The 24,814-nt window shown below is 68.0% G+C and carries 24 protein-coding genes and 1 pseudogene; 16 read left to right on the forward strand and 9 right to left on the reverse strand.

Features of this window, described 5'->3' with window-relative positions:
- Positions 1-110 precede the first annotated feature (110 nt).
- The 5 genes from BM004_RS24715 (at position 111) to BM004_RS24735 (ending at position 5,996) form a co-directional block, all read left to right on the forward strand.
- On the forward strand, positions 111-572 hold the full coding sequence (locus BM004_RS24715) for a hypothetical protein (RefSeq protein ID WP_093217664.1): 462 nt from the start codon (positions 111-113) through the stop codon (positions 570-572).
- A gap of 164 nt (positions 573-736) precedes the next feature.
- Positions 737-2,536 carry an FAD-dependent oxidoreductase gene (locus BM004_RS24720; RefSeq protein WP_093217666.1) on the forward strand — a complete coding sequence of 600 codons (1,800 nt, stop codon included), beginning with the start codon at positions 737-739 and terminating at the stop codon, positions 2,534-2,536.
- Between the two features lie 95 nt (positions 2,537-2,631).
- On the forward strand, positions 2,632-4,461 hold the full coding sequence (locus tag BM004_RS24725) for a 2-oxoacid:acceptor oxidoreductase subunit alpha (protein ID WP_093217766.1): 1,830 nt from the start codon (positions 2,632-2,634) through the stop codon (positions 4,459-4,461).
- On the forward strand, positions 4,458-5,513 hold the full coding sequence (locus BM004_RS24730) for a 2-oxoacid:ferredoxin oxidoreductase subunit beta (RefSeq protein WP_093130692.1): 1,056 nt from the start codon (positions 4,458-4,460) through the stop codon (positions 5,511-5,513). Before BM004_RS24725 ends, BM004_RS24730 begins: the two co-directional genes overlap by 4 nt.
- Positions 5,514-5,558: 45 nt before the next feature.
- Positions 5,559-5,996, forward strand: a complete 438-nt coding sequence (locus tag BM004_RS24735; protein WP_093130691.1) for a CBS domain-containing protein — start codon at positions 5,559-5,561, stop codon at positions 5,994-5,996.
- A gap of 9 nt (positions 5,997-6,005) precedes the next feature.
- On the opposite strand, the gene BM004_RS24740 is transcribed toward BM004_RS24735, so the two are convergent.
- Positions 6,006-6,854 carry an FAD-dependent monooxygenase gene (locus BM004_RS24740; RefSeq protein ID WP_256220033.1) on the reverse strand — a complete coding sequence of 283 codons (849 nt, stop codon included), beginning with the start codon at positions 6,852-6,854 and terminating at the stop codon, positions 6,006-6,008.
- Positions 6,855-7,072: 218 nt separating this feature from the next.
- On the opposite strand from BM004_RS24740, the gene BM004_RS24745 reads away from it, so the two are divergent.
- From BM004_RS24745 to BM004_RS24775, 8 genes are all read left to right on the forward strand, one after another.
- Complete coding sequence (locus BM004_RS24745) at positions 7,073-8,305, forward strand: SpoIIE family protein phosphatase (RefSeq protein WP_093130690.1); 1,233 nt, start codon at positions 7,073-7,075, stop codon at positions 8,303-8,305.
- A 51-nt stretch (positions 8,306-8,356) separates the two neighbouring features.
- A complete protein-coding gene (locus tag BM004_RS24750; RefSeq protein WP_093130689.1) occupies positions 8,357-8,929 on the forward strand; it encodes a SiaB family protein kinase in 573 nt (190 codons plus the stop codon).
- 34 nt (positions 8,930-8,963) lie between these two features.
- Entirely contained in the window at positions 8,964-9,353 is a 390-nt protein-coding gene (locus BM004_RS24755; protein WP_093130688.1) for a DUF1987 domain-containing protein, read from the forward strand.
- Positions 9,354-10,100 carry a GGDEF domain-containing protein gene (locus tag BM004_RS24760; protein ID WP_093217668.1) on the forward strand — a complete coding sequence of 249 codons (747 nt, stop codon included), beginning with the start codon at positions 9,354-9,356 and terminating at the stop codon, positions 10,098-10,100.
- Entirely contained in the window at positions 10,097-12,421 is a 2,325-nt protein-coding gene (locus BM004_RS24765; RefSeq protein WP_093217669.1) for a putative bifunctional diguanylate cyclase/phosphodiesterase, read from the forward strand. The genes BM004_RS24760 and BM004_RS24765 overlap by 4 nt, the downstream gene beginning before the upstream one ends.
- Positions 12,422-12,523: 102 nt before the next feature.
- A complete protein-coding gene (locus BM004_RS42070) occupies positions 12,524-12,646 on the forward strand; it encodes a hypothetical protein (protein WP_256220034.1) in 123 nt (40 codons plus the stop codon).
- A 109-nt stretch (positions 12,647-12,755) separates the two neighbouring features.
- Positions 12,756-13,157: a GreA/GreB family elongation factor gene (locus BM004_RS24770; protein WP_093130685.1), complete on the forward strand. Its 402-nt coding sequence runs from the start codon at positions 12,756-12,758 to the stop codon at positions 13,155-13,157.
- Between the two features lie 116 nt (positions 13,158-13,273).
- Positions 13,274-14,185 (forward strand): universal stress protein, encoded by a 912-nt coding sequence (locus BM004_RS24775; RefSeq protein ID WP_093217671.1) that lies wholly within the window; start codon positions 13,274-13,276, stop codon positions 14,183-14,185.
- Here the strand turns inward: BM004_RS24775 and BM004_RS24780 are convergent, their stop codons facing one another.
- Positions 14,186-14,377, reverse strand: coding sequence for a hypothetical protein (locus BM004_RS24780; RefSeq protein WP_093217672.1), 192 nt, complete (start codon positions 14,375-14,377; stop codon positions 14,186-14,188).
- Positions 14,378-14,432: 55 nt separating this feature from the next.
- Positions 14,433-15,320 carry a universal stress protein gene (locus BM004_RS24785; RefSeq protein WP_093217674.1) on the reverse strand — a complete coding sequence of 296 codons (888 nt, stop codon included), beginning with the start codon at positions 15,318-15,320 and terminating at the stop codon, positions 14,433-14,435.
- Positions 15,321-15,464: 144 nt separating this feature from the next.
- Between BM004_RS24785 and BM004_RS24790 the strand changes: the two genes are divergently transcribed.
- Positions 15,465-16,277: an AraC family transcriptional regulator gene (locus BM004_RS24790; RefSeq protein WP_093217675.1), complete on the forward strand. Its 813-nt coding sequence runs from the start codon at positions 15,465-15,467 to the stop codon at positions 16,275-16,277.
- A 20-nt stretch (positions 16,278-16,297) separates the two neighbouring features.
- On the opposite strand, the pseudogene BM004_RS24795 reads toward BM004_RS24790, so the two are convergent.
- Positions 16,298-17,113, reverse strand: a pseudogene (locus tag BM004_RS24795) (TatD family hydrolase).
- A gap of 387 nt (positions 17,114-17,500) precedes the next feature.
- Between BM004_RS24795 and BM004_RS24800 the strand changes: the two are divergent.
- A complete protein-coding gene (locus tag BM004_RS24800; protein WP_093217676.1) occupies positions 17,501-18,481 on the forward strand; it encodes a ferritin-like domain-containing protein in 981 nt (326 codons plus the stop codon).
- Here BM004_RS24800 and BM004_RS24805 read toward each other — a convergent pair.
- Entirely contained in the window at positions 18,478-18,933 is a 456-nt protein-coding gene (locus BM004_RS24805; protein ID WP_093130678.1) for a hypothetical protein, read from the reverse strand. The genes BM004_RS24800 and BM004_RS24805 overlap by 4 nt on opposite strands.
- Positions 18,934-19,171: 238 nt before the next feature.
- Here BM004_RS24805 and BM004_RS24810 point away from each other — a divergent pair, with 238 nt between their 5' ends.
- A complete protein-coding gene (locus BM004_RS24810) occupies positions 19,172-19,867 on the forward strand; it encodes a winged helix-turn-helix domain-containing protein (RefSeq protein ID WP_093217678.1) in 696 nt (231 codons plus the stop codon).
- Positions 19,868-19,925: 58 nt separating this feature from the next.
- Here the strand turns inward: BM004_RS24810 and BM004_RS24815 are convergent, their stop codons facing one another.
- The 4 genes from BM004_RS24815 to hpaI form a co-directional block, all read right to left on the reverse strand.
- Complete coding sequence (locus tag BM004_RS24815; protein WP_093130677.1) at positions 19,926-20,336, reverse strand: BLUF domain-containing protein; 411 nt, start codon at positions 20,334-20,336, stop codon at positions 19,926-19,928.
- Positions 20,337-20,396: 60 nt separating this feature from the next.
- Positions 20,397-22,304, reverse strand: coding sequence for a HEAT repeat domain-containing protein (locus tag BM004_RS24820; RefSeq protein ID WP_177206594.1), 1,908 nt, complete (start codon positions 22,302-22,304; stop codon positions 20,397-20,399).
- 242 nt (positions 22,305-22,546) lie between these two features.
- Positions 22,547-23,983 (reverse strand): FAD-binding oxidoreductase, encoded by a 1,437-nt coding sequence (locus BM004_RS24825; RefSeq protein ID WP_093217681.1) that lies wholly within the window; start codon positions 23,981-23,983, stop codon positions 22,547-22,549.
- Positions 23,984-23,986: 3 nt separating this feature from the next.
- On the reverse strand, positions 23,987-24,811 hold the full coding sequence (gene hpaI / locus BM004_RS24830; RefSeq protein ID WP_093217682.1) for a 4-hydroxy-2-oxoheptanedioate aldolase: 825 nt from the start codon (positions 24,809-24,811) through the stop codon (positions 23,987-23,989).
- Positions 24,812-24,814 lie beyond the last annotated feature (3 nt).

Genomic DNA, 24,814 nt, shown 5'->3' on the forward strand with positions numbered 1-24,814 from the left:
CGCGCCGCCCGCATGACATGCGCGGCGCGCAGGCGTATGCTTTCGGCCCGTGCAGGGGGTCGGCTCGCAGAGTCGGCCAGCGAAATCGGCTCTCGGATGGAGATCTGAAGATGACCAGTCCAGCCCGTTCGTTGCTCCGCGCTGCGGCGCTGGAGGAAGAAATCGACTTGCCGGCCCGCATGGTCGGCGAGGGTTTCCAGATCGCTGCGCGCTCGCAGAAGATCTACATCGCGACCGGCGCGCACGTCGTCTTCTTCGAGGTTTTTTCCGACGACGGCGAGCGCATCGGCATTGCCAATGCGATCCTCGAACCTCGCGCCGAGGCCGTCTCGGGCATCGGGCATGTCTGCGTCACGCTGAGCGAGCAGCGCTCCAATGCCGAACTGCTGGCGCAGATCGCCGATGTGCTGGTCGACTATGCCGTCGAAGCGGGGCTGACCGAGGTCATGATCGTGGTGCCTGCGTCGCACGCGGACTCCGTGGAGGCCTGCTGCAGGCTGGACCCGCTCTCGTGCGCCGCAACGCGCATCTCGCAGGACGTCGAAGGGCAGGCCTACGTGTATCGCAGGTAACCGAACAGGGCGAAGGTGGCGCAAGTGGCCCGTTCGCGCCCGCGCCACGGCCCAACTGCTGCGGGATTCCACCAAGGACACAGGCCGGCCAGCGCGGCGCATACTCGCGCAAAAGCCACTCGCCGGCCCCTTCGGGGTTCCAGGCGACAGCCAGGAGACACGCGTTGCAGCGAACGAATATTGCCAACCCGGCCTATTTCCATAAGGTCGTCGATTGCCAGTACGCCTGCCCGGCGCACACACCCGTTCCCGAATACATACGCATGATCGCGCAGCGCCGCTATGGCGACGCGTACATGATCAACTGGGCCTCCAACGTGTTTCCCGGCATCCTGGGGCGCACCTGCGACCGGCCGTGCGAGCCGGCCTGCCGGCGCGGGCGCGTGGAGGAAAGCAACGCGGAAGCCCCTGAACCGGTGGCGATCTGCCGGCTCAAGCGCGTGGCGGCCGACATGAAGGAGGACGTGCGCGCGCGCATGCCGCAGCCGGCGCCCAGGAACGGCAAGCGCGTGGCCTGCGTGGGCGCGGGGCCGGCCTCGCTCACCGTGGCGCGCGACCTGGCGCCGCTGGGCTACGAGGTGACGGTGTTCGACGGCGAGGCCAAGGCCGGCGGTTTCATCCGCACGCAGATCCCGCGCTTTCGGCTGCCGGAGTCGGTCATCGACGAGGAGACGGGCTACGTCCTGGACCTGGGCGTCGAATTCCATGGCGGCGAGCGCATCGATTCGATGAAGGCGCTGATGGCGCAGGACTGGGACGCGATCTTCGTCGGCTGCGGCGCGCCGCGTGGGCGCGACCTGGACGTGCCCGGCCGCCAGGAGGCGGCGCAGAGCATCCACATCGGCATCGACTGGCTGAACTCCGTGTCGTTCGGCCACGTGAGCAGCATCGGCCGGCGCGTGATCGTGCTGGGCGGCGGCAACACGGCAATGGACTGCTGCCGCTCGGCACGCCGCCTGGGCGGCACCGACGTGAAGGTCGTCGTGCGCAGCGGCTTCGACGAAATGAAGGCCTCGCCCTGGGAGAAGGAAGACGCCGCGCACGAAGGCATTCCGATCGTCAACTTCCACGTGCCCAAGGCCTTCGTGCACGAGAACGGCCAGCTGCTGGGCATGCGCTTCGAGATCGTGAAGGCCGCGTACGACGAGCGGGGCCGCCGCACGCTGGTGCCCACCGGCGAGCCCGACGCGTACTTCGAGTGCGACGAGGTGCTGGTGGCGGTGGGCCAGGAAAACGCGTTTCCGTGGATCGAGCGCGACTGCGGCATCGCCTTCGACGCGTCGGGCCTGCCGGCGCTGGACAAGGACACTTTCCAGTCCTCGGTGCCGCGCGTGTTCTTCGGCGGCGATGCGGCCTTCGGCCCCCGGAACATCATCACGGCCGTGGCCCATGGGCACGAGGCCGCCGTGTCGATCGACAAGCTGCTGCGCGCCGAGCCGGTCTACGTGCGCCCGGCGCCCATGACCAACCTGGTGTCGCAGAAGATGGGCATCCACGAGTGGAGCTACGACAACGACACCTCCAACGACCTGCGCTACAAGGTGCCGTGGGCCAAGGCCGAGACGGCGCTGGCCAGCATCCGCGTCGAGGTGGAACTGGGCTTCGATGCGGCCACGGCCTTCAAGGAGGCCGAGCGCTGCCTGAACTGCGATGTGCAGACCGTGTTCACCGAGTCGGCCTGCATCGAATGCGATGCCTGCGTGGACATCTGCCCGATGGACTGCATCAACTTCATCGACAACGGCGAAGAAGACGAGTTGCGGCCCCGCCTCAAGGCGCCCGCGCTGAACCTGGCGCAGGACCTGTATGTGTCCGGCGGGCTCAAGACGGGGCGTGTGATGGTGAAGGACGAAGACGTCTGCCTGCATTGCGGCCTCTGCGCCGAGCGCTGCCCGACGGGGGCGTGGGACATGCAGAAGTTCCTGCTGAAGATGACGCCGGCGGGGCATGGGGTGGCCGCGTGAGCGCCGTGCGGCCGCCCGAGGGCGCGAAGGACGCGTCCGGGGACAGCGGAGCCCGCGCGGCACACGAAACCCACGACGCACACCAAGTGGCGACGATGGGGACCGTTCCACAGATCGCGGCGGTCAACGACTTCGTCATCAAGTTCGCCAACGTCAACGGCTCGGGTTCGGCCTCGGCCAACGAGCTGTTCGCCAAGGCCATCCTGCGCATGGGCGTGCCGGTGAGCCCGCGCAACATCTTTCCGAGCAACATCCAGGGGCTGCCGACCTGGTACGAGGTGCGCGTGACCGAGCAGGGCCACCTGGGCCGGCGCGGCGGCACCGACATGATGGTGGCGATGAACCCGCAGACCTGGGACGCCGACGTGGCCGAGCTGGAGCCCGGCGGCTACCTGTTCTACGACAGCACGCGGCCGCTGCCGCCATCGAAGTTCCGCAGCGACATCCGCGTGATCGGCATGCCGCTGACCGAGATCTGCAACGCCGTCTACCAGGACCCGCGCCAGCGCCAGCTGTTCAAGAACATCGTGTACGTGGGCGCGCTGGCCATCCTGCTCGGCATCGATCCGGAGGTGGTCGAGAAGCTGTTCGGCGAGCAGTACAAGGGCAAGGAAAAGCTGCTGGCCTCCAACGTGCAGGCGCTGCACCTGGGCTGTGACTTCGCGCGCGAGAACCTGCGCGAGCCGGTGGGGCTGCAGGTGCGGCGCGCCGACCGCGTGGGCGAGCGGATCTTCGTGGACGGCAACAGCGCCGCGGCGCTGGGCTGCGTGTACGGCGGGGCCACGGTCGCGGCCTGGTACCCGATCACGCCGTCTTCATCGGTGGCCGAGGCCTTCCAGAAGTACTGCACCAAATTCCGCGTGGACCCGTCCACCGGCCAGCACCGCTTCGCCATCGTGCAGGCGGAAGACGAACTCGCGTCGATCGGCATGGTGGTGGGCGCCGGCTGGAACGGCGCGCGGGCCTTCACCGCGACCTCGGGCCCGGGCATTTCGCTGATGGCCGAGTTCATCGGGCTGGCCTACTTTGCGGAGATTCCGATCACGCTGATCAACGTGCAGCGCGGCGGCCCTTCCACCGGCATGCCCACGCGCACGCAGCAGGCCGACGTGCTGGCCTGCGCCTATGCCTCGCACGGCGACACCAAGCACGTTCTGCTGTTTCCCGAAGACCCGCACGAATGCTTCGAGCACGCCGCAGCGGCGCTGGACCTGGCCGACCGGCTGCAGACGCCGGTGTTCCTCATGACCGACCTGGACATCGGCATGAACCAGCGCCTGTGCGAGCCCTTTGTCTGGGACGACGCCGCGGCGTACGACCGCGGCAAGGTCATGAGCGCCGAGGAACTGGAGGCGGGCCGCGACTTCGGCCGCTACAAGGACGTGGACGGCGACGGCATTCCCTGGCGCACGCTGCCCGGCACGCACCCGAGCAAGGGCAGCTACTTCACGCGCGGCACCACGCGCGACGCGTATGCGCGGTATTCGGAGCGCGGGCCGGACTACATCTACAACATGGAGCGGCTGCTGAAGAAGTTCGCGACCGCGGCCACGCTGGTGCCGCAGCCGGTGCTGCGGCCTGCGGCAAGGAAGACCCGGTTGGGCGTGATCTATTTCGGTTCGACCAGCCCGTCGATGCACGAGGCGCTGGAGACGCTGGAGGAACGCGGCGTTCACCTCGACGCGCTGCGGCTGCGCGCCTTTCCGTTTCCGCAGAGCGTGGTGGAATTTCTCGCGCAGCACGACAGGGTCTTCGTGGTCGAGCAGAACCGCGACGCGCAGATGCGCAGCCTGCTGGTCAACGAGCTCGACGTCGACCCGGCAAGGCTGATTCGCGTGCTGCACTTCGACGGCACGCCCATCACCGCGCGCTTCATCGTGCAGGCGATCGACACGCACATCCATCCGACGAAGGGAGCGGCATGACCTACCTCGCCAAGCCCCGGCTGCGCCATCCGACGCTGGCCACCAACAAGGTCGGCTACACGCGGCGGGACTACGAAGGCAAGATCTCGACGCTGTGCGCCGGCTGCGGCCACGATTCGATCTCGGCCGCCATCATCGAGGCGTGCTGGGAGCTCGACATCGAGCCGCACCGCGTGGCCAAGCTCTCGGGCATCGGCTGCAGTTCGAAGACGCCCGACTACTTCCTGGGCGCGTCGCACGGCTTCAACACCGTGCACGGCCGCATGCCCAGCGTGCTGACCGGCGCCAACCTGGCCAACCGCGACCTGCTGTACCTGGGCGTTTCGGGCGACGGCGACTCGGCGTCGATCGGCCTGGGCCAGTTCGCGCACGCCATGCGCCGCGGCGTGCGCATGGCCTACATCGTGGAGAACAACGGCGTCTACGGCCTGACCAAGGGCCAGTTCTCGGCCACGGCCGACCAGGGCTCCAAGAGCAAGAAGGGCGTGGTCAACACCGACAGCCCGGTGGACCTGGTCGCCATGGCGCTGCAGCTGGGCGCCAGCTACGTGGGGCGCGGGTTCTCGGGCAACAAGGCGCAACTGGTGCCGCTCATCAAGGGCGCGATCAGCCATGGCGGCTCGGCCTTCATCGACGTGATCAGCCCCTGCGTGGCGTTCAACAACCACCCGGGCAGCACCAAGAGCTACGACTACGTGCGCGAGCACAACGAGGCGGTGAGCCGCATCGACTTCATCAGCGAGCGCGAGGAAATCACCGTCGGCATGGCGCCGGGCGACGTGGTGGACGTGCGCCAGCACGACGGCACGCTGCTGCGCCTGCGCAGCCTGCACCCCGACTACAGCCCCGGCGACCGCTACGCCGCCATGGCCTACATGCAGCGCCACCAGGAGATGGGTGAGGTGGTGACCGGGCTGCTCTATGTCGATCCGCTGGCCACCGACCTGCACACGGCGCTCAACACCAGCGACCGCCCGCTCAATGCGCTGGGGACGGCCGAGCTGTGCCCGGGCGCCGGCGCGCTGGCGCGGCTCAACGCCTCCTTGCGCTGAGCCGCCGCCGGCGGCACCATTCACGGTTCTTCTGGAGGGCGCACCATGGCCGAGCGCACCGTTTTCCAATCGATCTCGCGCACCCACGTGATCAGCCTGGCCCCGCAGGCCAGCGTGCGCGACGCCGCCTGCGTGATGACGCGCGCCAATTGCGGCAGCGTGTTGGTCATGGACCTGCCCGACACGCTGCTGGGCATCCTGACCGAGCGCGACCTGATGACCCGGGTGCTGGCGCGCGGCCTCGACCCCGACCGCACGGTGGTGAGCGAGGTCATGACGCCCAACCCGATCTGCGTGCCGCCCGAGACGCTGGTGTCGGACGCCGTGGCGCTCATGCTGGAGCGCGGCTTCAGGCACCTGCCGCTGGTGGCGGGCGCGAAGATCCTCGGCGTGTTCTCGGTGCGCGATGCGCTGCCGCGGGAGATCGGCGCGGCGGTGAGCCTGAGCGAGTTCAGGGAGCAGGTGAACGACGCGCTGGGGTAGGTGAGCCGGTCAGGTCCGCGGAGCAAGGTCGCTGCTTGGCGCTTCGAGCCCGACCTGCCGGAAGTAGGGCGCCAGCGCATCGACGTTCGCGGACGCAACGATCGCACCGACATGGCCGTCTGGACGCACCAGCACCCAGTCGCCAGGCGCCAGGGCGTAGGCGTCCTGAAAGTGGCCGCCATCGTCGCGGAGGTCGCCACGCGCACCGATGGTGTGGATGTGCAGGCCCGGGCGCGGTGCCACGCGATCGCGTTCGACTTCGCAGCCGAGCAGCGTCCAGTGCGCGCCCTTGAAGATGTCGAAGAGGCGCATGGCCTGGCCCGATGCGCCGGACACAGGCGCATCGGACGCCCGGTCGCCCGCGAGCAGGCCGCGCGCACGTTTGGGCTGCTCCAGCGCGAGCGGCGAATCGGGGTAGCCGATGTCGAGTTGATGCACTTCGCGGCCGCGCCGCATGTCGCTGCGCTTCGCTGCATCGAGCAGCTTGGTGGCAAGGCCGAGCATGTTCGCCGCGATGGGCCGGCGTTCCTCTTCGTAGCTGTCGAGCAAGGTCTCGGGGGCGCCGCCGCGGGTGACCGCCGCCAGCTTCCAGCCGAGGTTGCAGGTGTCCTGCACGCTGGTGTTCAGGCCCTGGCCTCCGGTTGGCGGATGCACGTGCGCGGCGTCGCCGACCAGCAGCACGCGCCCGACCTTGTAGCGGTCGGCCAGCCTGGCGTTCATGTTGAACGCAGAGGCCCATGAGACCGACGCGATGCGGATGTCGGTACGCCCGGTGCGCGCGGCCGCCATCGACGTCAGCCCTTCGGCGGACAGGTCGACATCGCCCTCGAGCGGGATCGGCGCCTGCAGCTGGAACAAGGTGGTTCCGGCGAGCGGCACAGCGACATCTGCGCGTTCATGCGGCCTTCGTTGAACCGGTGCCATGCCTCGCGGCCCAGGCCTGTCAGGGCGACGTCGGCCACCACGGCGCGCACGCCCACCGCCAAGGCCGGACAAATTCCGTCACCCAACTGTCATGGATGCGAAATGTAAAAAACATAACATAAGTTCACATTTATTCCGCAGGCGCTGTTTCCATGCCCGAAACCTCCGAGTATTTGAGCGATTTCCGGCCACGTTTTCGCCAGCCCTGCGCGGCAGACCTCTGCACGACCGTGCCGTGCATGACGACCGAGGAGACGAACGACAAGGTCATGGAGGTCTTCAGCCGGCATCGTGACCTCGTCAGCCTGCCGGTGGTGGAGGGGAACCAGCCGATCGGCCTGATCAACCGGAACATCTTCCTGTCGCAGATGAGCAAGCCGTTTCGCGTGGAGCTGTACGGCCGCAAGAGCTGCATCGCCTTCATGGACAAGGACCCGCTGATCGTCGACGCCGCGCTGGACCTGGAGGCCCTGACCTTCAAGACCGTGGAGCACGGTGAGAAGGCCCTGTCGGACGGCTTCATCATCACGCGAGAAGGCGAGTTCGCCGGCGTCGGCAACGGCCTGCAGCTCATGCGCGTGGTGGCGGACCTGCAGGTCTCGCGCAACCGCCAGATCATGCACAGCATCGAATACGCGAGCGTGATCCAGCGCTCGACCCTGCGCAGTTCGCTCGACGCATTGGCACGGGCCTGCCCCGGGGCTCACCTGGTGTGGGAGCCGCGCGACGTGGTCGGCGGCGACTTCTACCAGTTCAGCACCGCGGCGGACGGCTGGTTCGCCACCGTGGCCGACTGCACGGGGCACGGCGTGCCCGGCGCCTTCATGACGCTGATCGCCTCCACCAGCCTGAACCAGGCCATCGAGCAGCACGGCGCGCGCGACCCGGCGCGGCTGCTGGGCAGCGTCAACCGCAGCATCAAGCAGATGCTGGGCCAGATGGACGGGCAGGACGCAACGCCCGGCTCGGACGACGGCATGGACGCCGCATGTTTCTGGTTCGAACCCGCGAACGGGCGGCTGGTGTTTGCCGGCGCGCGGCTGTCGCTGTTCGTGCTGCGCCCCGGCGCCGATGCGGTGGAGCTGGTCGAGGGGCAGCGCAAGGGCGTGGGCTACATGGACAGCGAGTTCGACTTCAGCTGGCTCAACCAGGAACTGGTGTTGCCCGCGGGCAGCCTGGTCTTCGTCAGCACCGACGGGCTGATCGACCAGGTCGGCGGCCCGCGCGCCATTGCGCTGGGCAAGCGGCGCGTGCGCGAACTGCTGCTCGAACAGCGCGAGCGCACGGCCGCCCAAGTCAATCAGGCGGTGCTCGAGGCCCTGCGCGTGTGGCAGGGCGAGCACCACCGCCGCGACGACCTGACCTTTTTCTGCTTCCGCACCTGATTGCGCACCCAGTTCTGCACCCAGTTCAGCACCTGACACGGGAACTCACCCATGCCTTTCCCCCCCATCGCCGACAAGTACGGCTCTTTCTTCAACGTGGCGCGCCAACACCAGGTCATCTTCTACTACGTGGGCTACTTCTCGCAGCACATCGTGGCGGCCATGGCCGACGCGGTGAAGCTGCAGCTCGAGGTGGCCGGCGTGGCCGGCCCGACGCGGCGAAGGCTGTTCTCCTCTTTCGTGGAGATGGCGCAGAACATCATTCATTACTCGGCCGACACGCTGACCCCCGCGAGCCAGGTCAGCGGTGAGCTGCGCCACGGCTCGGTCTGCATCCGCCGCGAGAGCGACGGCGGCTTTCTGCTGCTGTGCGCCAACCCGGTCGAGCCCGACATCGCCGACGCGCTGCGCGTGAAGCTGGAAGCGCTGCGCAGCATGACGCTCGAAGAGATCAAGCAGGCCTACCGCCAGACGCTGCGCGAGGAAACGCCCGAAGGCAGCAAAGGCGCGGGCATGGGACTTCTCACGGTCGCTCGCGACGCCCGCGAACCGCTGGAGTTCGACTTCGACGCTTCCGACAGCGCCGGTGGCGCCCCGGTGTTCTACCTGAAGGCCGCGATCTAACCCGCGCAGGCCCGGCAACGAATCGAGATCACAGATGGAAAACCTCTACATCGCCCCGACGCCCAGTTCCCCCCAGGTGGACTTCAGGTTCGACACCCGCACGCTCAGCCTGCGCGGCGAGTCCTACCCCGAGAACGCCGCCGCCTTCTATGGCGAGGTGATCGCGCGGCTGAAGGACTACCTCGCGCAGCAGAACGACAGCCGCATCGAGGTCCATATTGCGTTGGCCTACTTCAACAGCTCCAGCACCAAGATGCTGTTCAACCTGATCGCGGCGCTCAACGACGCCGTGGAGGCGGGCAACCGGGTGGCCCTGAACTGGTACCACGACGAGGAAGACGACACCATTCTCGAATTCGGCCAGGAGCTCAGCGAAGACTTTCCCGCGATCGACTTCGCCAGCCATCCCGTGAGGTCGGCCTGAATGGACACGACCGCAGCGCCTGACCTGTTCGACGCCGAGAACCGGGCGCTGCAAGCCGCCCGCGCCGCCTACGACGCGTGCGCCACGACGCAGCCCGCGCCGTGCCGCCAGGCGCTGGGCGAGCTGCTCACCACCTACGAGCGGCTGCTGCGCGAAACGCGCCGGCTGGTGCGGCGCAGCGACCGGGCCGAACTCGAGATGAACCAGCTGAACCTGCGCCTGCAGGACCTGGCCGCCGAGCTCGAGTACCGCGCCACGCACGACCCGCTGACCGACGTGCTCAACCGGGCCGCCGTCATCGAGCTCGTGAACCGCCATTTCGCGTGCCACGACCTCGCGCTGATCGTGCTGGACATCGACCACTTCAAGCGCATCAACGACAGCTTCGGCCACCCCACGGGGGACCGCGTGATCCAGGGCGTGGTGACCTGCCTCAAGCAGGCCGTGTCGGCAACGGCGCAGATCGGCCGCGTCGGGGGCGAGGAGTTCACCGTGGTGTTGCCAGGGCAGGGCGGCGATGGCTGCGGGCAGGTCGCGCACACATTGCGGCGTGCCATCGAAGCCTACGCATTCGACCTGCCCGACGGCAGCGGCGTCACCGCCAGTTTCGGCGTGAGCTGGCTGCCGTGCGGCAGCAGCTTCGACGAAGCCTACGGCCTGGCCGACGAGGCGCTGTATGTCGCCAAGCGCGGCGGGCGCAACCAGGTGGCGCTCGCAGCCGGGCATGTCCACGTGCAGCCCGCATGAAGCGCGAGGCTGACGCGGGCTGGCCGGCCCGCGCGCCGGAGCCGGTCGCCGCAGCTGCCTGCGTGCAGAGCCACGCCCCCGATTGGCGCGTGCTGGTGGTCGACCAGGACGCCGACGTGCATGCGGCCGCGCGCGCCGCGCTGCAGGGCCTGACGCTGTTCGGGCGTCCGCTGGTGTTCCTGCATGCGTACTCGGGCGAGGAGGCGCGCGCGCTGGTGCGCGGCGAGCGTGACCTGGCCATGGTCATCCTGGACGTGGTGACCGAGAGCGCCAGCGCCGGGCTGGACCTGGTGGATTTCATTCGCCACACCGCCGGCCTGCGCAACACCCGCATCGTGCTGCGCACCGGACGCCCGGGCCATGTGCCGGCGCTGGACACGCTGCTGCGCTACGACATCAACGACTACCGGACCAAGGCCGAACTCACGCAGGACCGCCTGCTGGCCATGGTGGTCACGGCCGTGCGGTCGTACCAGCAGCTGTGCGCCATCGAGGCCAACAGCCGCGGGCTGGAGCTCATCGTGCGCTCCAGCGCCTCGCTGCTGGAAGAGACCGACCCGCGCGCCTTTGCCGGCGGCGTCATCACGCAGCTGACCGCGCTGCTGGGCGTGACCGGTGATGGCCTGGTCTGTGCCCAGGGCGTGCAGGGCGTGCAGGGCGTACATGGTGGACATGGTGGACATGGCGCGCAACAGGCGCCGCAGTACCGCGTGCTCGCGGCGGCCGGCCGCTTCGGCCACCTCGTCGACCGGCCGCTGGACGCGGTGCCCGAGCCGGCGGTGCTGCAGCTGCTGCGCCGCGCGCTGGCGCTCGGCTGCAGCGTCTATGGAGATCACGGAGATCACGGCGAACACGGTGGGCTGGCCCTGCACATCGGCCGCAAGGACGAGCAGGGCATGGCCGTGTTCATCGACACCGCCGGACTGCATTGCGCCGTCGACCGGCAACTGCTGGACGTCTTCTGCATCAACCTCGGCACGCTGCTGCACAGCCGGGGCCTGATGGAGCGCCTGCACGAATACGCCTACTACGACCCGCTGGTGCGTTTGCCCAATCGCACGCGCTTCGTCGAGAAGGTCGACGACTGCGCGCGGCAGGGCATGCGCGACCACATCCTGGCGCTGGTCGACATCGACGACTTCAGCGCCACCAACGACGTCATGGGCCACCGCTTCGGCGACCGCCTGCTGGAAACCGTGGCCCGGCGCCTGGCCGGCGCCTTGCCGGCCGGCGTCCTGCTGGCCCGCCTGGGCGCCGACACCTTCGGCGTGCTCGGGCCCGTGCGGCAGGTGTCGCCACGGCAACTGCTGGAATGCGTGCGCGAGCCGCTGGCCGTCGACGGCGTGCCGCACAAGGTCTCGCTGACCTGCGGCTACGTGCTGCTGCCCGAAGACGCGCAGGCCGGCGTCGACCTGGTGAAGGACGCGACCATCGCCTTGAAGCGCGCCAAGCGCGACCACCGGGGCCAGCACCTGCAGTACTCGGGCCACATGGGCGCCGAGGCCCGCGCCCGCGCCTTGCTGCTGTCCAACCTGCGCACGGCCATCGACAACGCGCAGCTGTTCCTGGTCTACCAGCCGCAGCTCAACCTCCACACCCGTGCGCTGGTGGGCCTGGAGGCCTTGCTGCGCTGGCGTGCCGAAGACGGCAGCCTGGTGCCGCCGGACCGGTTCATTCCGGTGGCCGAGCATTCGGGGCTCATCGTGGCGCTCGGGCAATGGGTGCTGTCCACGGCCTGCCGGACCATGCGCGAGCTGCTGGACGCGGACCGCGCGCCGCTGCGCATGGCCGTCAACGTGTCGAGCGTGCAGCTGCAGGACCCGGGATTCTTCGACACCGTGCGCGGGGCGCTCTCGCACAGCCGGCTCCAGGGCCATCACCTGGAACTGGAGATTACCGAGTCCGTGGCCGCGCTGCCCACGCAGCTGCTGGAGTCCACGCTGGCCGCGCTGCGGGCCGAGGGCATCTCGATTGCCATCGACGACTTCGGCACCGGCTATTCCTCGCTGAGCTACCTGGAGCGGCTGCCGCTGGACCGCATCAAGATCGACGGCACCTTCGTTCGCCGGCTGGGTGAGGCGCAAGGCGCGCGCATCGCCGAGATGGTCGCGCAACTGGGCCGCAAGCTCGGGCTGCACGTGCTGGCCGAAGGCATCGAGGACGCGGCGGCCTGGCAGGCGCTGCTGGCCATGGAGTGCGACGAAGGGCAGGGCTACTACATCGCCCAGCCCATGGACAAGGACGGCCTGTTCCGTTGGCTGCACGAACGGGCCGAGGCCGAAAAGAACGCGCGGCTTGCGTTGGGAATTCTCGAGCGGTAGCCGCGCTGCCCGAGATGCCGGGCGGTTCCTGCTCTCGCTCAATCTGGCAAGAACCGTGAGGCTACTCGCTGCAAATCCGGTCTGCCTGCTTAGACTTCGCGCATGTCGACCGCCCACCTCCTGCTGACCCACGCGACCGCGGACAAGCTGCTGATTGCAGCGGCGTCCATCGGCGCGGGCGTGGCCACGTTGGCGCGTCGCAGCCCGACGGCCGCACTTCCCTAAGCCCGGCGGTCCGCTCCTCCCCTCACAGCGCAAACCATCCACCGCCGGGCACCAGCCCCGCGCGGACGTGGCGGCCTCCTCGAGGCGCCGCAAGAATGGAGTGCGTCAAATGCATGCAGCGATTCATGGCGAGCGAACGCTCACCGATCTCGATTTCGGCCGCCTGAGCAATCTGCTCGGCCGCCATCTCCCCCCTGGCCTTGCCGACCTGCTCGCCTGCGCCGAAGTCACCAGCTCGCGGGCGATTCCCTGCGACGTCGTGACCATGTATTCGCAGGTGGAACTCGTCGACGTGCACACCCGGCGCCGGCAGACACTGACGGTGTGCTACCCGGGCGATGCGGAGCCCGCGGCCGGCTACATCTCGGTCCTGTCTCCGGTCGGCAACGCATTGCTGGGAATGAAGCTCGGGGAGGTCGCCCGGTGGTACAGCCCCACGGGCGAACAGTGCTGCGCCGAAATCTCCGCGATGCATTTCCAGCCTGAAGCCACCGGCGACTACGTCACCTAGCTTCGGCTTGCCGCCGCTCGCACCTGCGAGCCACCCATTCGCTCTGCCGCTCGTCGGTGCACGGGTCTGCGACCCGAGGCATCGGCGCGGCCACGCACTCAGAAAGAGGCTGGTCCATGAACCTCCGATCGATCCTGGCTTGTACCGATTTTTCAACCAGCACGGACGCCGTGCTCTCCCGCGCGGCTTTGCTGGCATGCGAGCACGCCGCGATGCTGAAGCTCATCTACGTGCCACCTGCCAACGAGCTCCCCTGCCCGGACGCCGCGTGCCGGCTGTCCCATCACGCCTTGCAGCTGACTCAACGCCACGGCATTCGCGTGCGCACCGTGGCCCATGTGGCGAACACGCTGGACGACGTCGCGCGTGCGGCGCAAGGCGCGGACCTTGTCGTCACGGGCACGGCCAATGAACGCAGCCTGCGTGCCTTCGCGTTCGGCCAGCCGGAGATGCGCCTCGTCCGGAAGGCGCGCCTGCCGGTTCTCTCCGTGCGCGGCAGGAGCGAAGCGGCCTATCAACGTCTGCTCGTCGCGGTGGACTTTTCAGAGGCGTCGCGCAACCTGACCAAGGCAGCGTTCGGCTTCAGCAAGTCGGGCCTGGTGGAACTGTTCCATGCCATCGGCACGGCGAACGACGCACGGCTGCATGACGCCGAGGTCTCGGACCGCGCCATCAGGGCCTACCGGCACGAATGCAGGCGCTACGCGCAAGAGCGGATGTTCTGGCTGACGGACTCGACCGACGCGCGCCGGAACCGCGTCTACGCCGCCATCAGCCATGGCGACCCGGCACGGCAGGCGAGCGCGCAACAGAAGCAGGGCGGCGCGGACCTTGTCGTCGTCGGCAAGCGCACCACGTCGGGCCTGTCGGACTTCGTGTTCGGCAGCGTGGCCGAACGCCTGCTGAGACTCAGCAGCGTCGACGTCCTCGTGGTACCCCACGACTTGCGGCAGTCGCCCGTGCGTGAACATGGTGGCGAGCCGCAAGCCAGGCGGCGTGTGCGCGCGGGAAGTTCGCCAGTCGGCTGATCACGTGTTTGGCGAAGTCCGGCGGCGTTCGGTCTGCGCGGCCAGTTCCCTGGCGGGCTGGTCGTTTCCCCTCGATGCCTGTTCCGACACCTCTTTCAGAACGGACGGGTCCGGCGCCCCTGTCGCGGGGTCTTCCGCCGCGACGACGCCGGGGTTGTGAATGACGCCATTTTTCTCTGTGTCCTTGTTCATCGATTGCTCCTTTGAAAGATGGGCCTTGAACCTGCCTCAAGGCGATGGCGGATGGTCAGGCAGCCGCTGCTTTCGCATCCGGGTTCGCATCCGGGGAATGGCAGGGAACCACGAGGATGTCCGCCTCGCACCAGGCCAGGATCCGCTTGGCGACGCCGCCGCACAGGATGTCGGGCAGCGCGGAAGAGCGCCTCTTGCCGACAACCACGAGGTCGGCCTTGGCATGCGACTGCTGGAGCGTGGCGTGCCAGGCCGGATCGCCATCGCGCAGGACAGTCGTGACCCGGCCATGGTGTCTCCCTGCGCCGGCGGCCACGTGCAGCAGCTGCTCGTGCGCCTCCAGCTTTCGTCGAGCCAGGTAGGCGCGCAGGATGCGGTCCGGCATCTCCGCGTCGCGCAGCGGGTTCGAATGCAATGGGCGGATGGCATGGAGGACCTGGACTTCGCTGTTCTCCCCGAGGCGGCAGGCAAGGGCCATCAGGTGGGCCGCCGAGGCGCTGAGGTCCACTGCCACGAGCAGGCGCTCATAGTTCTCGCGTGCGTTCGGTTGCGCTTTCAGAATCAACACGGGCCCGTCGCAGACGCGCATGAGTTGCTCCGCCAGCGAACCACGCCAGAGCGAGCGCAGCCGCGGGCGCCGGTCGTGCTTCAGGACCACGAGGCTTCGCCGGCTGAACCCGGTGAACTCGGCAATGTCCGAGACGCGGGTCGCCCGCTCAGGAAGCACTTCGGCGTGCACACCGAGGCCGTCCACAACGGAGCTCACGAGCGCCTTCAACGCGATGGCCGCTGGCAACCTTGGCGGGCCCGACAGCGGGCCGATGTCCATCACCTTGAGCAGCGCGCCATGTTTCATGGCGAGCATGGCCGCGCGGTAGACGACCTGCGCCGACGCCGGCGACATGTCCACCGCGGCGAGGATGCAATCGAAGCCGGAGGTCATGACCCACGCCTCACGGCCACGCCAGCCAGGCGCGCAAACGTGGAGTGATCGGACGGCGTTCTAAGTGATCTCATGGGTCGGTGCGGTGCAAAACCCGACGTTATCGCGCGCTAAGATTTCCGGCTAACGATAAGGAGGCATGCAGTGTCGACAAAAGGACAGGCGGACACGGATCTGCGAGCGGGTCTGGCCGAACTGAAAGCGCTGCCGCGGCCTGTGTTCGGGCACGCGGAGTCGCTTCCGAATGCCGTGCTCGGCTACCGGCATCGCCACCCATGGGTTCAGTTCGCCTATGCGGTTCAAGGGGTGCTCGAGGTGCAGACCAACGCCGGCCGTTTCGTTGCACCGCCTCAGCGCGGCGTCTGGATTCCGGCCGGCGTGACCCATCGCGTCTGGAGCACTGCGCACACCTGCGTTCGCAGCCTGTACATCGATGAAGGCCAGAGCGGCGCATCGCCGGCGCGTTGCCGTGTGCTGGAGGTCAGCCCCTTGCTGCGTGAGCTGGTCAGGGCCTTCAGCCTGGTTCCCGTCGACTACGCGCCGGGAAGCGCGGACGAGCGCCTGGCCAACGTGCTGCTGGACCAGCTCTCGGCGGCAAGGGAGGTGGACCTCATGCTGCCGATTCCGGCGGATGCACAACTGCGCCAGCTTTGCCGCAGCGTCCAGGCTCGGCCGGGCGAAAAGGTCAGCCTGCGCGATTGGAGCGAGCGCTTCGGCATCTCGGAGAAAACACTGAGCCGGCGCTTCATGCGCGAGACGGGCCTTACCTACCGCGCCTGGCTGCTGCGAATGCGATTGCTCAGCGCGCTCCCCGGGCTGGAGCGGGGAGAGCGCGTGACAGACGTCGCGCTGAACTGCGGCTACGAGTCGCTCTCGGCGTTCATCGCGGCTTTCGGCAACCTGTTCAACGCAACCCCTGGCGAGTTTTTCAATCGCGCGGTCGAAAGGCAGTTCTAGAACCCCGGCCGGGGTCGGCTTCAGGTGCCTGGAAGGTTGAACATCCGGCGGCTGTTCGCAGTGCAGGCCTGAATGATCTCGTCGACCTCGCGGTTCATGAGCTCCGCCACGCCGGCGGCGACCCAGGGCAGGTTCGCCGGTTCGTTGTGCCCGCGACGGGCGCCCGAGTTCTTGGGGAACAGGTAAGGCGCGTCCGTTTCAAGGTGAAGCCGATCCAGCGGCAGGGCCGGCACGGCTTCGCGAAGTGCCTAGCCACGTTGGAGGTCCGTGACCCAGCCCGTGATGCCGATGTCCAGGCCCATCTCAAGGAAAGCCTCCGCTTCGGCCCGATTGCCGGTGAAGCAATGCACGACGCCGCGTGCGCCGTCGGCCACCACGGGCGCGAGCATGTCGTGGAAATCGGTGAAAGCGTCGCGGCAGTGGAGAAACAGCGGCTTTCGCGTCTCGACGGCCATCGACAACTGCTGCTCGAACGCCGTGCGCTGCGCCTGCGGCGTCGAGAAGTTGCGGTTGTAGTCGAGGCCGCACTCGCCGACCGCCACGACTTCCGGGCACTTCCAGAGTTCGATCAGTTCATGGAACGTGGCCGTGTCGTGCGACTTCGCGCCATGCGGGTGGACACCCGCGGTCGCGAAGACGACGCCGGGGTTGGCCTTTGCAAGGTCGAGGGCCAGGCGGCTGGACGCGAGCGAGGTGCCGGTGGCCAGGATCTGCGCGACGCCGGCCGCTTTGGCACGCGCCAGCAAGGGGGACGTCATCGACGCCAGCTGCGCCGAGTGGAAGTTGACGCCGATGTCGACCAGCGGCGGTCGTGCGCCTTTCGAATCTGTGTTCATGCGCCGATGGTACGGGGCGCGATGGCAGCAACAGCAGCTATGGAAGGTCTGGCCGATCGGGTCCGGAGCGGATGCGATGCGCCAAGAAAAAAAGCCCGCACGAGGCGGGCGAAACAATCCCCTCAGGTGTCCGTATGGACAAGGATTGAATGGGCAGTCTAGGTCGAGAGCGCGGGCGGCGGAATCCCTCGAATGAGGTAGGCCGTCGGCGGGCGGGCAGGGGTTTTGGCGTGATGGACGCCGGCGACGGTATGGACTACAGAAGCCCGCGACAGCCGCCGACCCGGCCGCGCGCGCGAGCGACGAAACATGGAGGAAACAACGCGAACAACCCACGCGAACAACTCGCCCGTTTCACCGTTTCACTCACGCCATGCAAGGAACCCCATGACCCAGATCACCAAGCCCACCGATCGCAACGACCTCAACCTCGACCCCATCACCGGCGAGCCCGGTGCCCATCCCCTGGGAACCGGCGCGGGCGCCGCCGGAGGTGCGGTGGCCGGCGCAGCCGTGGGCGCCGTCGGCGGACCCGCGGGCGCGGTCGCCGGACTGCTTGTGGGTGCCGTGGTCGGCGGCCTCGGCGGCAAGGCCGCCGCGGAGCGCATCAACCCGACGGCGGAACACAGCCATTGGGAAAGCGCCTACACCCGGGAGCCCTACTACGAGCCCGGCCTCAGCTACGAACACTATGCGCCGGCTTACGAATTGGGCTGGAGCCGCCGCGCGACGCTGGACGACGACTTCGCGGCCGTAGAACCTTCGCTGGCCCGCGAGTGGGAAGCGCGCCGTGGCGTCTCCTCGCTCTCCTGGGAGCAGGCGCGGCCTGCTTCGCACGCCGCATGGGAGCGTGCCGACCGGCTGTACATGCGCGAGGAAGACACGGCGTTTCCCGAGGGCGAGCCGCTCTCCAACGACGACGTGGCCGACGTGCTGAACGACTTGCTCGAGAACACCCGCGATGGGGAAGCCGGCTTTCGCACCTGTGCCGAAGAAGTGAAGTCCGCGCGCCTGCAGGAAGTGTTTGCCGTGCGCGCCGCGCAATGCCGGAGCGCCGCGGCGCAACTGGCCGAACTGGTCGTTTCCTACGGCGGAAAGCCCGCGGAAAGCGGAACGGCTTCGGGCGCGCTGCATCGCGGCTGGGTGCACGTCAAGGGTGCGGTGGGCGCCAACAGCGAGCTGTCGATCCTCGAAGAGTGCGAGCGCGGCGAAGACGTGGCCGTGGCGCGCTACCGCAAGGCCCTGAAGCAGCAACTGCCGCAGGCCGTGCGCCAGGTGGTGAGTTCGCAGGCGCAAGCGGCCCAGCGCAACCACGACCAGATCCGTGACCTGCGCAACGAGGCGCGGGCAGCAGCCAAGCGCGCCTAGCGAGGGATGAAGTCCGCCATCAGGCGGCCTGCCTGGTACAGCAGCTCGAACTCGCCGTCGTCGATCGACCGTTCGACCAGGTCGAAGTGTGAGAGGGTGCCCAGAAGGGCGCGGTCCGGGTCGATCACGGGGACGGCGTGGTAGCTCACGACGATCCCTTGCGCGGGATGCCCGGTCAACCGTGTATCGAGCGAGGAGTTGTTGGTGCGAAAGAGGCCGTCGCGCACGACGAACTGGCAGAAGCTCGCGTCCATCGGCACCACTTCGAGGAAGGCCGGCCGGATCTCGCCGAGCTTGTCGAACAGCAGCACGTTCCGCAGGTTCGCGCCTTCGATCCGGTAGACGCCGGAGAACCTGTGCGGCACCCCCGCGTTGAGGTAGGCCAACGCGGCAGCTGCCCCCTTGGACTTGAGGACCGCCGCAAGCCGGCTGAAGTCACGCGTGGCATGCATTTGATCTGCCTCCCGGTGTAGGGAAGGCTGCCCTGGAATTCCGACGCGCCGTTCGCACCGTTCGATCAGACAGCCTCCGAATTGGTGATTCGCATTGCTTTGCCAAGGGAAAATCTAGCCGATTCGCGCGGGCGTGTATGTAGTGTTTGTCCGTGGCTGGCCTTGAGGGAAGCAGGCAACACCGCACCCTTCGGTTTTGCCCTTGCCAGGGCTGCCCGGCTCTCAGTACGATCTTGCGATGCGGATTCTGGTCGTTGAAGACGAGCCCATGCTCGCCGACTGCATCAAGAAGGGCCTCCAGGAGCAGGGGTTCCGTGTCGATCTTGTTCGCGACGGTTTCGAAGGGCAGTACCTCGCGATCGAGGGCGACTACGCATTGGTTCTGCTCGACACGAAGCTCGCGGGTCCCGACCTCGGCGTCTTGCAGGCCATCCGCCGCACCAGGAATGTTCCCGTGCTGATGCTGACCGCGCGCGACAAGCTCTCCGACCGATTGCAGGGACTGAAGCTGGGTGCCGACGACTACCTTGCGATGCCTTTTTCCGTGCCCGTGTTGCTGGTTCGCGTTCAGGCGCTCCTGGAGCGCGGCAGGCCGCCGCAATCGACCCTTCTGAGGTTGGCCGACCTCGAGGTCGACCTGGAGCGCCGCAAGTGCGCCCGCAACGGCGTCCTGCTGAAGCTGTCGCCCACGGAGTTTTCGTTGTTGGCCGTGCTGCTGCAGCGGCACGGCGCGGTTCTTTCGCGCGCGACCCTTGCGCAGCAGGTATGGCACATGGAACTGGCGAGCGAGTCGACGACCCTCGAGGTCACCATCGGCCGGCTTCGAAGGAAGCTGGACGATCCGTGCGACCTGAAGCTGCTGCACACGGTTCGCGGCGCGGGCTATGTGCTCGACGATCGAACCGCGGGATCCGGTTCGCTCGAAGTCTTCTAGCCGGAAGCCGTCTGCGGCTCGGACGCGCGATCTGCGCCATCGACTGCGAATCTAGACCCTAGAGCACGTTCCAGTGCGAGGTCATGCTGAGCGAACGGAAGATGGGTGCCGCATCGTCGGGCGGGATACCGAAGAGCCCCATGTCGGCCAGCGGACCGAGCGTGGCTTCGATCTCCGGGTCCCAGGCCAGCATGGCCATCGACCATTGCGGAAACGCGCGTGCGGCAATGAGGCGGTATTCGATCACCGACAGGCCGCAATGCCGCTGGTCTTCGGTGATGGCGGCCATGACGCACTCGATGGCCGCTTCGTCGCCCTCCAGATACTGCATGTAGGCACCCCGCAGATGGCACAAGGCACCGGTGATGCCCACCGCATGGTTCTTTCGGCGCGACGTGGTCAGGATGTCGGAAATATCCGCATCCGAAGGATTCTTCGACACGCTCCGGTAGATCAGTCGGGCCAGCATGCGGGAATTATTGCTGAAGGGCCAGGCTTTGGAAGCGCCTTGACGAGCGCCGAGGGTTACCTATTCGCAGTGAGTCGTCCCCAGCTGCACACGGCGCGGCGATGGGTTGCGCTCCGCGGAATCCTCGTCTTCCAGCTCGGCGGCTGCTTCTTCCAGCGCCTCCTTGACGTCGTCCAATGCCGGCGGCAGCGCCAGCCCGATGCGGCGCAGGGCCGGCGCATCGCACAGATCGGCAAGGGCGTTGACCGCCGTGGACCGGACGTGTGGATCGTCGTCCTCCAGGCTGCTGACCAGCAGCGGCAGCACCCTGGAGGGCGTGAAGAAGCTCAGGGCCCACACGACCCGTCTGCGGACAGGTGGGTGCTCGTCTTCGAGCAGTGCCTTCAACGGCTCGATGGCCCGGTCATCCGCAAGGGCCGCCAGCGCCAGCGCCGCTTCGCCGCGCACATCCTCGTCTTCGTCATCGAGGAGCGCGGTCAACGGAGGCATCGCACGCGGGTCGGGCAGTTCGCCCAGCGCCTGCGCAGCCGCCGCGCGGACATGACCGCTCTTGTCCTGGAGCAGGTCGATCAGCACGGGCACGGCCTCCGCACCCCCTCGGCGCGCCAGTGCCTTTGCCAAGTCGCACCTGGCAAAAGGATCGCCATCGAGGTCGGCAAGGCAGGCCAGCACCGCGGGCGGAATCGGCGCACTCTGTGCCAGCACCAGGGACTTCGCGGCCGTTCTTCGAACATCGGTGTCCGGATCGTTGAGGCCTTCCAGAAGCAGCGCCGCACCGGCGGTGGCGTCGATCCTGGCGATGGCTTCCAAGGCTGCTGCCCGGCACTCCTCGGTGTCGTCCTGCGCGGCCTTCATCAGGAAAGGAAGCGCGCGCGGGTCTTTCAGCTTGCCCAGCGCGTTGCTGGCTGCCTCCCTGACGCTGCCCTCGGTGTCCTTCAAGGCCAGGCACAACGGTTCCAGTGCGGCGCTGCCCTCGGGGACTTCCGGGTCCAGAAGCCACTCCAGGCCTCGCGCCGCGGACTCTCTTGTCTCGGGGTCGAGGTCTCTCAACGCCACGCACAACGCGGGCAGCGCCCTGAAGTCTTCGGCATTGCCCAGCGCACGCACGATCTCCGCCCGAACTTCGGGAGAGTCCGCCCCACTCTGAAATGCATCGATCAAGTGCGTTGTCGCGCCCTCGTGCCGGAGGTCGCCCAGCGCGGAGGCGGCACTGCATCGCACTTCCGTATCTGCATCGTTTCGAAGCCGCTCCGCCAGAGCGTCGATGGCCTGGCAGGCATCCAGCGTTCCGAGGGCGCCAATCGCCTCGTTGCGAACGTCGGCAACTTCGTCTGCGAGCAGCGCCACCAGCCCGGGAATCGCTTCAGCGGACGAATAGCGCAACGCCCGTGCCGCGCTTTCTCTGACGCCGGCCGATGGATCAGCCAAAGCCAGGAGCAACGCGTTCACGATGGCTGGCAATTCGCTGGTTTCGTACTCGCCCAAGGCGCGAGCGACAGCGGCTCGCACGATAGCGCTCTCGTCTTCAAGTGCACGGACCAGGTCATCCACCGAACCCTCGGGTTTCAAGCGCTCCAGGGCCATGACGGCACGTTCCCGGACCTCCGGCGCCGGGTCGCGGTGCAGGCGATCGGTCAATGCGGCCACGGTGTCGCTCGTCTCGAAGGCCCCGAGCGCAAGCACCACCTCCTTGCGCACGTCGGGGCTCGCATCGCCGAGGGCCGCGAGCAGCGCAGGAGCAGCGTCAGAAGACATGCTTGCCAGGACCTCCGCCGCGGCCGATCTCACCGATGGGTCGGGGTCATCGGCCAGCGCACGGAACAGTGTCGCCAGCAACTGCGTGCCTTCTTCGGCGTCGTAGCTTGCGAGCGCATGGACGGCGCTCGCCCGGATATAGGGGTCCTGGTCCGTCGTCGCCTTCAGCAAGTGCGGGATGAAGGCCGCGCAAGGCGCGTGGTCCAGGCTCACGCGGGCGTGCCTGTCGTCGGGATCCTGGCCTCTCAAGGCGTGAATCAGTTCCTCGATCTCTGTGCTGGGGGATGGGTGCTTCGTCAAGATCTTCGCTTCGCAGGCTGTCGCGGGTGGGCCGGGCGCCAGAATATAAAGCCACGCCATGCACGCGAAACGCATGACGCACGAATGACGAACGGGCCCCTCGGGGCCCGTTCGTCATCGGAAGCGCGTTCGACCTCGGTGTCTCTGCGCCGTCGTCACGCGGCCTGCGGCAGCACCTTGGCCGGGTTCAGCAGGTTGTCCGGATCGAGCGCGCGCTTGATCTGCCACATCAGCTCGAGCTCGACCTCGCTCTTGTAGGCGCTCAGGTCGTCGCGCTTGGCCACGCCCACGCCGTGCTCGGCCGAGATCGATCCGTTTTTCCGGTGCGCCAGCCCGTCGACCGCGTGCGACACGCGCGCGTAGTTGGCCTCCAGGAACTGCGCGGAACTCGCGCCCTTGGGCTTCAGCGGGTTGAAGTGCACGTTGCCGTCGCCCATGTGGCCATAGATGACCATGCGCGCATCGGGCGCCAGGGCCAGCACCGCGGCCGAGGCTTCGGCGATGAAGTCGGCGATCTTCGACAGCGGAATGGAGATGTCGCATTTGATGCTGCCGCCTTCGCGCGTCTGCGCGTCGGAAATCTCTTCGCGGATGCGCCAGAAGTTCTGCGCGTCGGCACCGCTTGCGGCGATGGCCGCGTCGAGCACGAGGCCTTGCGCCATGCCTTCTTCGAGAAGCGACAGCAGCGTGGCGTCGAGGCTGCCCGGGTCGCCGCCCGAGCTCAGCTCGATCAGCACCATCCAGTCGTGCGCGTCGGCCAGCGGCGAGCGCAGCTGGGGCATCGATTCGAGCACCAGCGCGAGCGCAGGCGCCGAGATCAGCTCGAAGGCCGTGACGGCCTGGCCCGCGATGCGCTTGGCTTCTGTCAGCAGCTGCACCGCGGCGTGCGGGCTTTGCACCGCGACCAGCGCCACCGCCGTGGCGCGCGGCAGCGGCATGAGCTTGAGCACGGCTGCCGTGATGATGCCGAGCGTGCCTTCGGAGCCGATGAAGAGCTGCTTGAGGTCGTAGCCCGTGTTGTCCTTGCGCAGGCCGCGCAGCGACGAGAAGATGCGCCCGTCGGGCAGCACCGCCTCGATGCCCAGCGTCAGGTCGCGCATGTTGCCGTAGCGCAGCACGGCGGTGCCGCCGGCGTTGGTCGAGAGGTTGCCGCCGATCTGGCACGAGCCCTCGGAGCCGATGCGCAGTGGAAAGAGCCGGCCCGCGTCCTCGGCCGCGGCGCGCGCGGCCTGCAGCGTCACACCGGCCTGCAGGGTCAGGGTGTCGTTGACGGTGTCGACCTCCAGCACCTTGTTCATGCGGCGCAGGTTGAGGATGACCGCGCGGCCGGACGCGTCGGGCACGGCGCCGCCCATCAGCGAGGTGTTGCCGCCTTGCGGCACCACGGGCACCTTGTGCGCGGCGCACAGCGCCAGCACGCCGGCAACTTCTTGCGTCGAAGCGGGCAACACCACGGCCAGTGCCTTGCCGTGGTAGAGCTTGCGGTAGTCCGTGGCAAAGGGCTGCATGTCGGCGGGCGCCTCGATGCAGGCCTTCTCGCCCACGATGGCGCGCAGGCCTTCGATCACGGCCGTCGATGTCGGTGCGTCCATGGTTCAGTAGGCTCCGCGCGTCGCCGCATCGACCGGCGCGGCCGCCGCGGCAGAGCCCGCGGGCGCTCCGAGAAACTCCGCGGCCAGCTTGCGCGCCGCATTCGCATAGATCAGCACATCGACGCCCACGGCGACGAAGGTGCAGCCCAGTTCCAGGTACCGCCGTGCCAGCGTGGCGTCCGACGTGAGCGTGCCCGCCGCCTTGCCCGACGCGACGATGGTGCGCATCGCCTGTTCGATGGCCGCCTGCACCTCGGGATGGCCGGGACGGCCGCGATGGCCCATCGATGCCGCAAGGTCCGCAGGCCCGATGAACACGCCATGCACACCGTCCACGGCGCAGATCGCCTCGAGGTCGGCAAGCGCGCTCACCGTCTCGGCCTGCACCAGCAGGCAGACCTCGTCGTCGGCAATGTCGAGATAGTTGCTGCGCGCACTCCATTGCGACGCGCGCCCCACGGCGCTGCCCACGCCGCGAATGCCCTGCGGCGGGTAGCGCGTGGCCGATACCAGCGCGCGCGCCTGGTCGGCCGTGTCGACCATGGGCACCAGCAGGTTCTTCGCGCCGATGTCGAGCAGCTGCTTGATGAGCGCGGTGTCGCCGTTCACGGCGCGCACCACGGGCTGTGCGCGGTGCGGCGCCACGGCCTGCAGGGCGGCCAGCGTCGAGCGCAGGTCGTTCGGCGCATGCTCGCCGTCGATCAGCAGCCAGTCGAAGCCGGTGGTCGCGCTGACCTCGGCCATGTAGGGGTCGGCCATCGACAGCCAGAGGCCGACCTGCGCGCGCTGTTCGGCCAGCGCAGCCTTGAAGGAATTGGGGTTGCTCATGCG

This window comes from Variovorax sp. OK212, assembly GCF_900112425.1.
Taxonomy (GTDB): Bacteria; Pseudomonadota; Gammaproteobacteria; order Burkholderiales; family Burkholderiaceae_C; genus Variovorax.

Coding starts and splice junctions, on each gene's coding strand:
- BM004_RS24770 (WP_093130685.1), top strand. CDS start 12,756: ATGCATGCAGCGATTCATGGCGAGCGAACGCTCACCGATCTCGATTTC.
- BM004_RS24730 (WP_093130692.1), top strand. CDS start 4,458: ATGACCTACCTCGCCAAGCCCCGGCTGCGCCATCCGACGCTGGCCACC.
- BM004_RS24715 (WP_093217664.1), top strand. CDS start 111: ATGACCAGTCCAGCCCGTTCGTTGCTCCGCGCTGCGGCGCTGGAGGAA.
- BM004_RS24800 (WP_093217676.1), top strand. CDS start 17,501: ATGACCCAGATCACCAAGCCCACCGATCGCAACGACCTCAACCTCGAC.
- BM004_RS24815 (WP_093130677.1), bottom strand. CDS start 20,336: ATGCTGGCCCGACTGATCTACCGGAGCGTGTCGAAGAATCCTTCGGAT.
- BM004_RS24825 (WP_093217681.1), bottom strand. CDS start 23,983: ATGGACGCACCGACATCGACGGCCGTGATCGAAGGCCTGCGCGCCATC.
- BM004_RS24755 (WP_093130688.1), top strand. CDS start 8,964: ATGGAAAACCTCTACATCGCCCCGACGCCCAGTTCCCCCCAGGTGGAC.
- BM004_RS24750 (WP_093130689.1), top strand. CDS start 8,357: ATGCCTTTCCCCCCCATCGCCGACAAGTACGGCTCTTTCTTCAACGTG.
- BM004_RS24760 (WP_093217668.1), top strand. CDS start 9,354: ATGGACACGACCGCAGCGCCTGACCTGTTCGACGCCGAGAACCGGGCG.
- BM004_RS24725 (WP_093217766.1), top strand. CDS start 2,632: ATGGGGACCGTTCCACAGATCGCGGCGGTCAACGACTTCGTCATCAAG.
- BM004_RS24805 (WP_093130678.1), bottom strand. CDS start 18,933: ATGCATGCCACGCGTGACTTCAGCCGGCTTGCGGCGGTCCTCAAGTCC.
- BM004_RS24810 (WP_093217678.1), top strand. CDS start 19,172: ATGCGGATTCTGGTCGTTGAAGACGAGCCCATGCTCGCCGACTGCATC.
- BM004_RS24780 (WP_093217672.1), bottom strand. CDS start 14,377: ATGAACAAGGACACAGAGAAAAATGGCGTCATTCACAACCCCGGCGTC.
- BM004_RS42070 (WP_256220034.1), top strand. CDS start 12,524: ATGTCGACCGCCCACCTCCTGCTGACCCACGCGACCGCGGACAAGCTG.
- hpaI (WP_093217682.1), bottom strand. CDS start 24,811: ATGAGCAACCCCAATTCCTTCAAGGCTGCGCTGGCCGAACAGCGCGCG.
- BM004_RS24765 (WP_093217669.1), top strand. CDS start 10,097: ATGAAGCGCGAGGCTGACGCGGGCTGGCCGGCCCGCGCGCCGGAGCCG.
- BM004_RS24785 (WP_093217674.1), bottom strand. CDS start 15,320: ATGACCTCCGGCTTCGATTGCATCCTCGCCGCGGTGGACATGTCGCCG.
- BM004_RS24735 (WP_093130691.1), top strand. CDS start 5,559: ATGGCCGAGCGCACCGTTTTCCAATCGATCTCGCGCACCCACGTGATC.
- BM004_RS24745 (WP_093130690.1), top strand. CDS start 7,073: ATGCCCGAAACCTCCGAGTATTTGAGCGATTTCCGGCCACGTTTTCGC.
- BM004_RS24775 (WP_093217671.1), top strand. CDS start 13,274: ATGAACCTCCGATCGATCCTGGCTTGTACCGATTTTTCAACCAGCACG.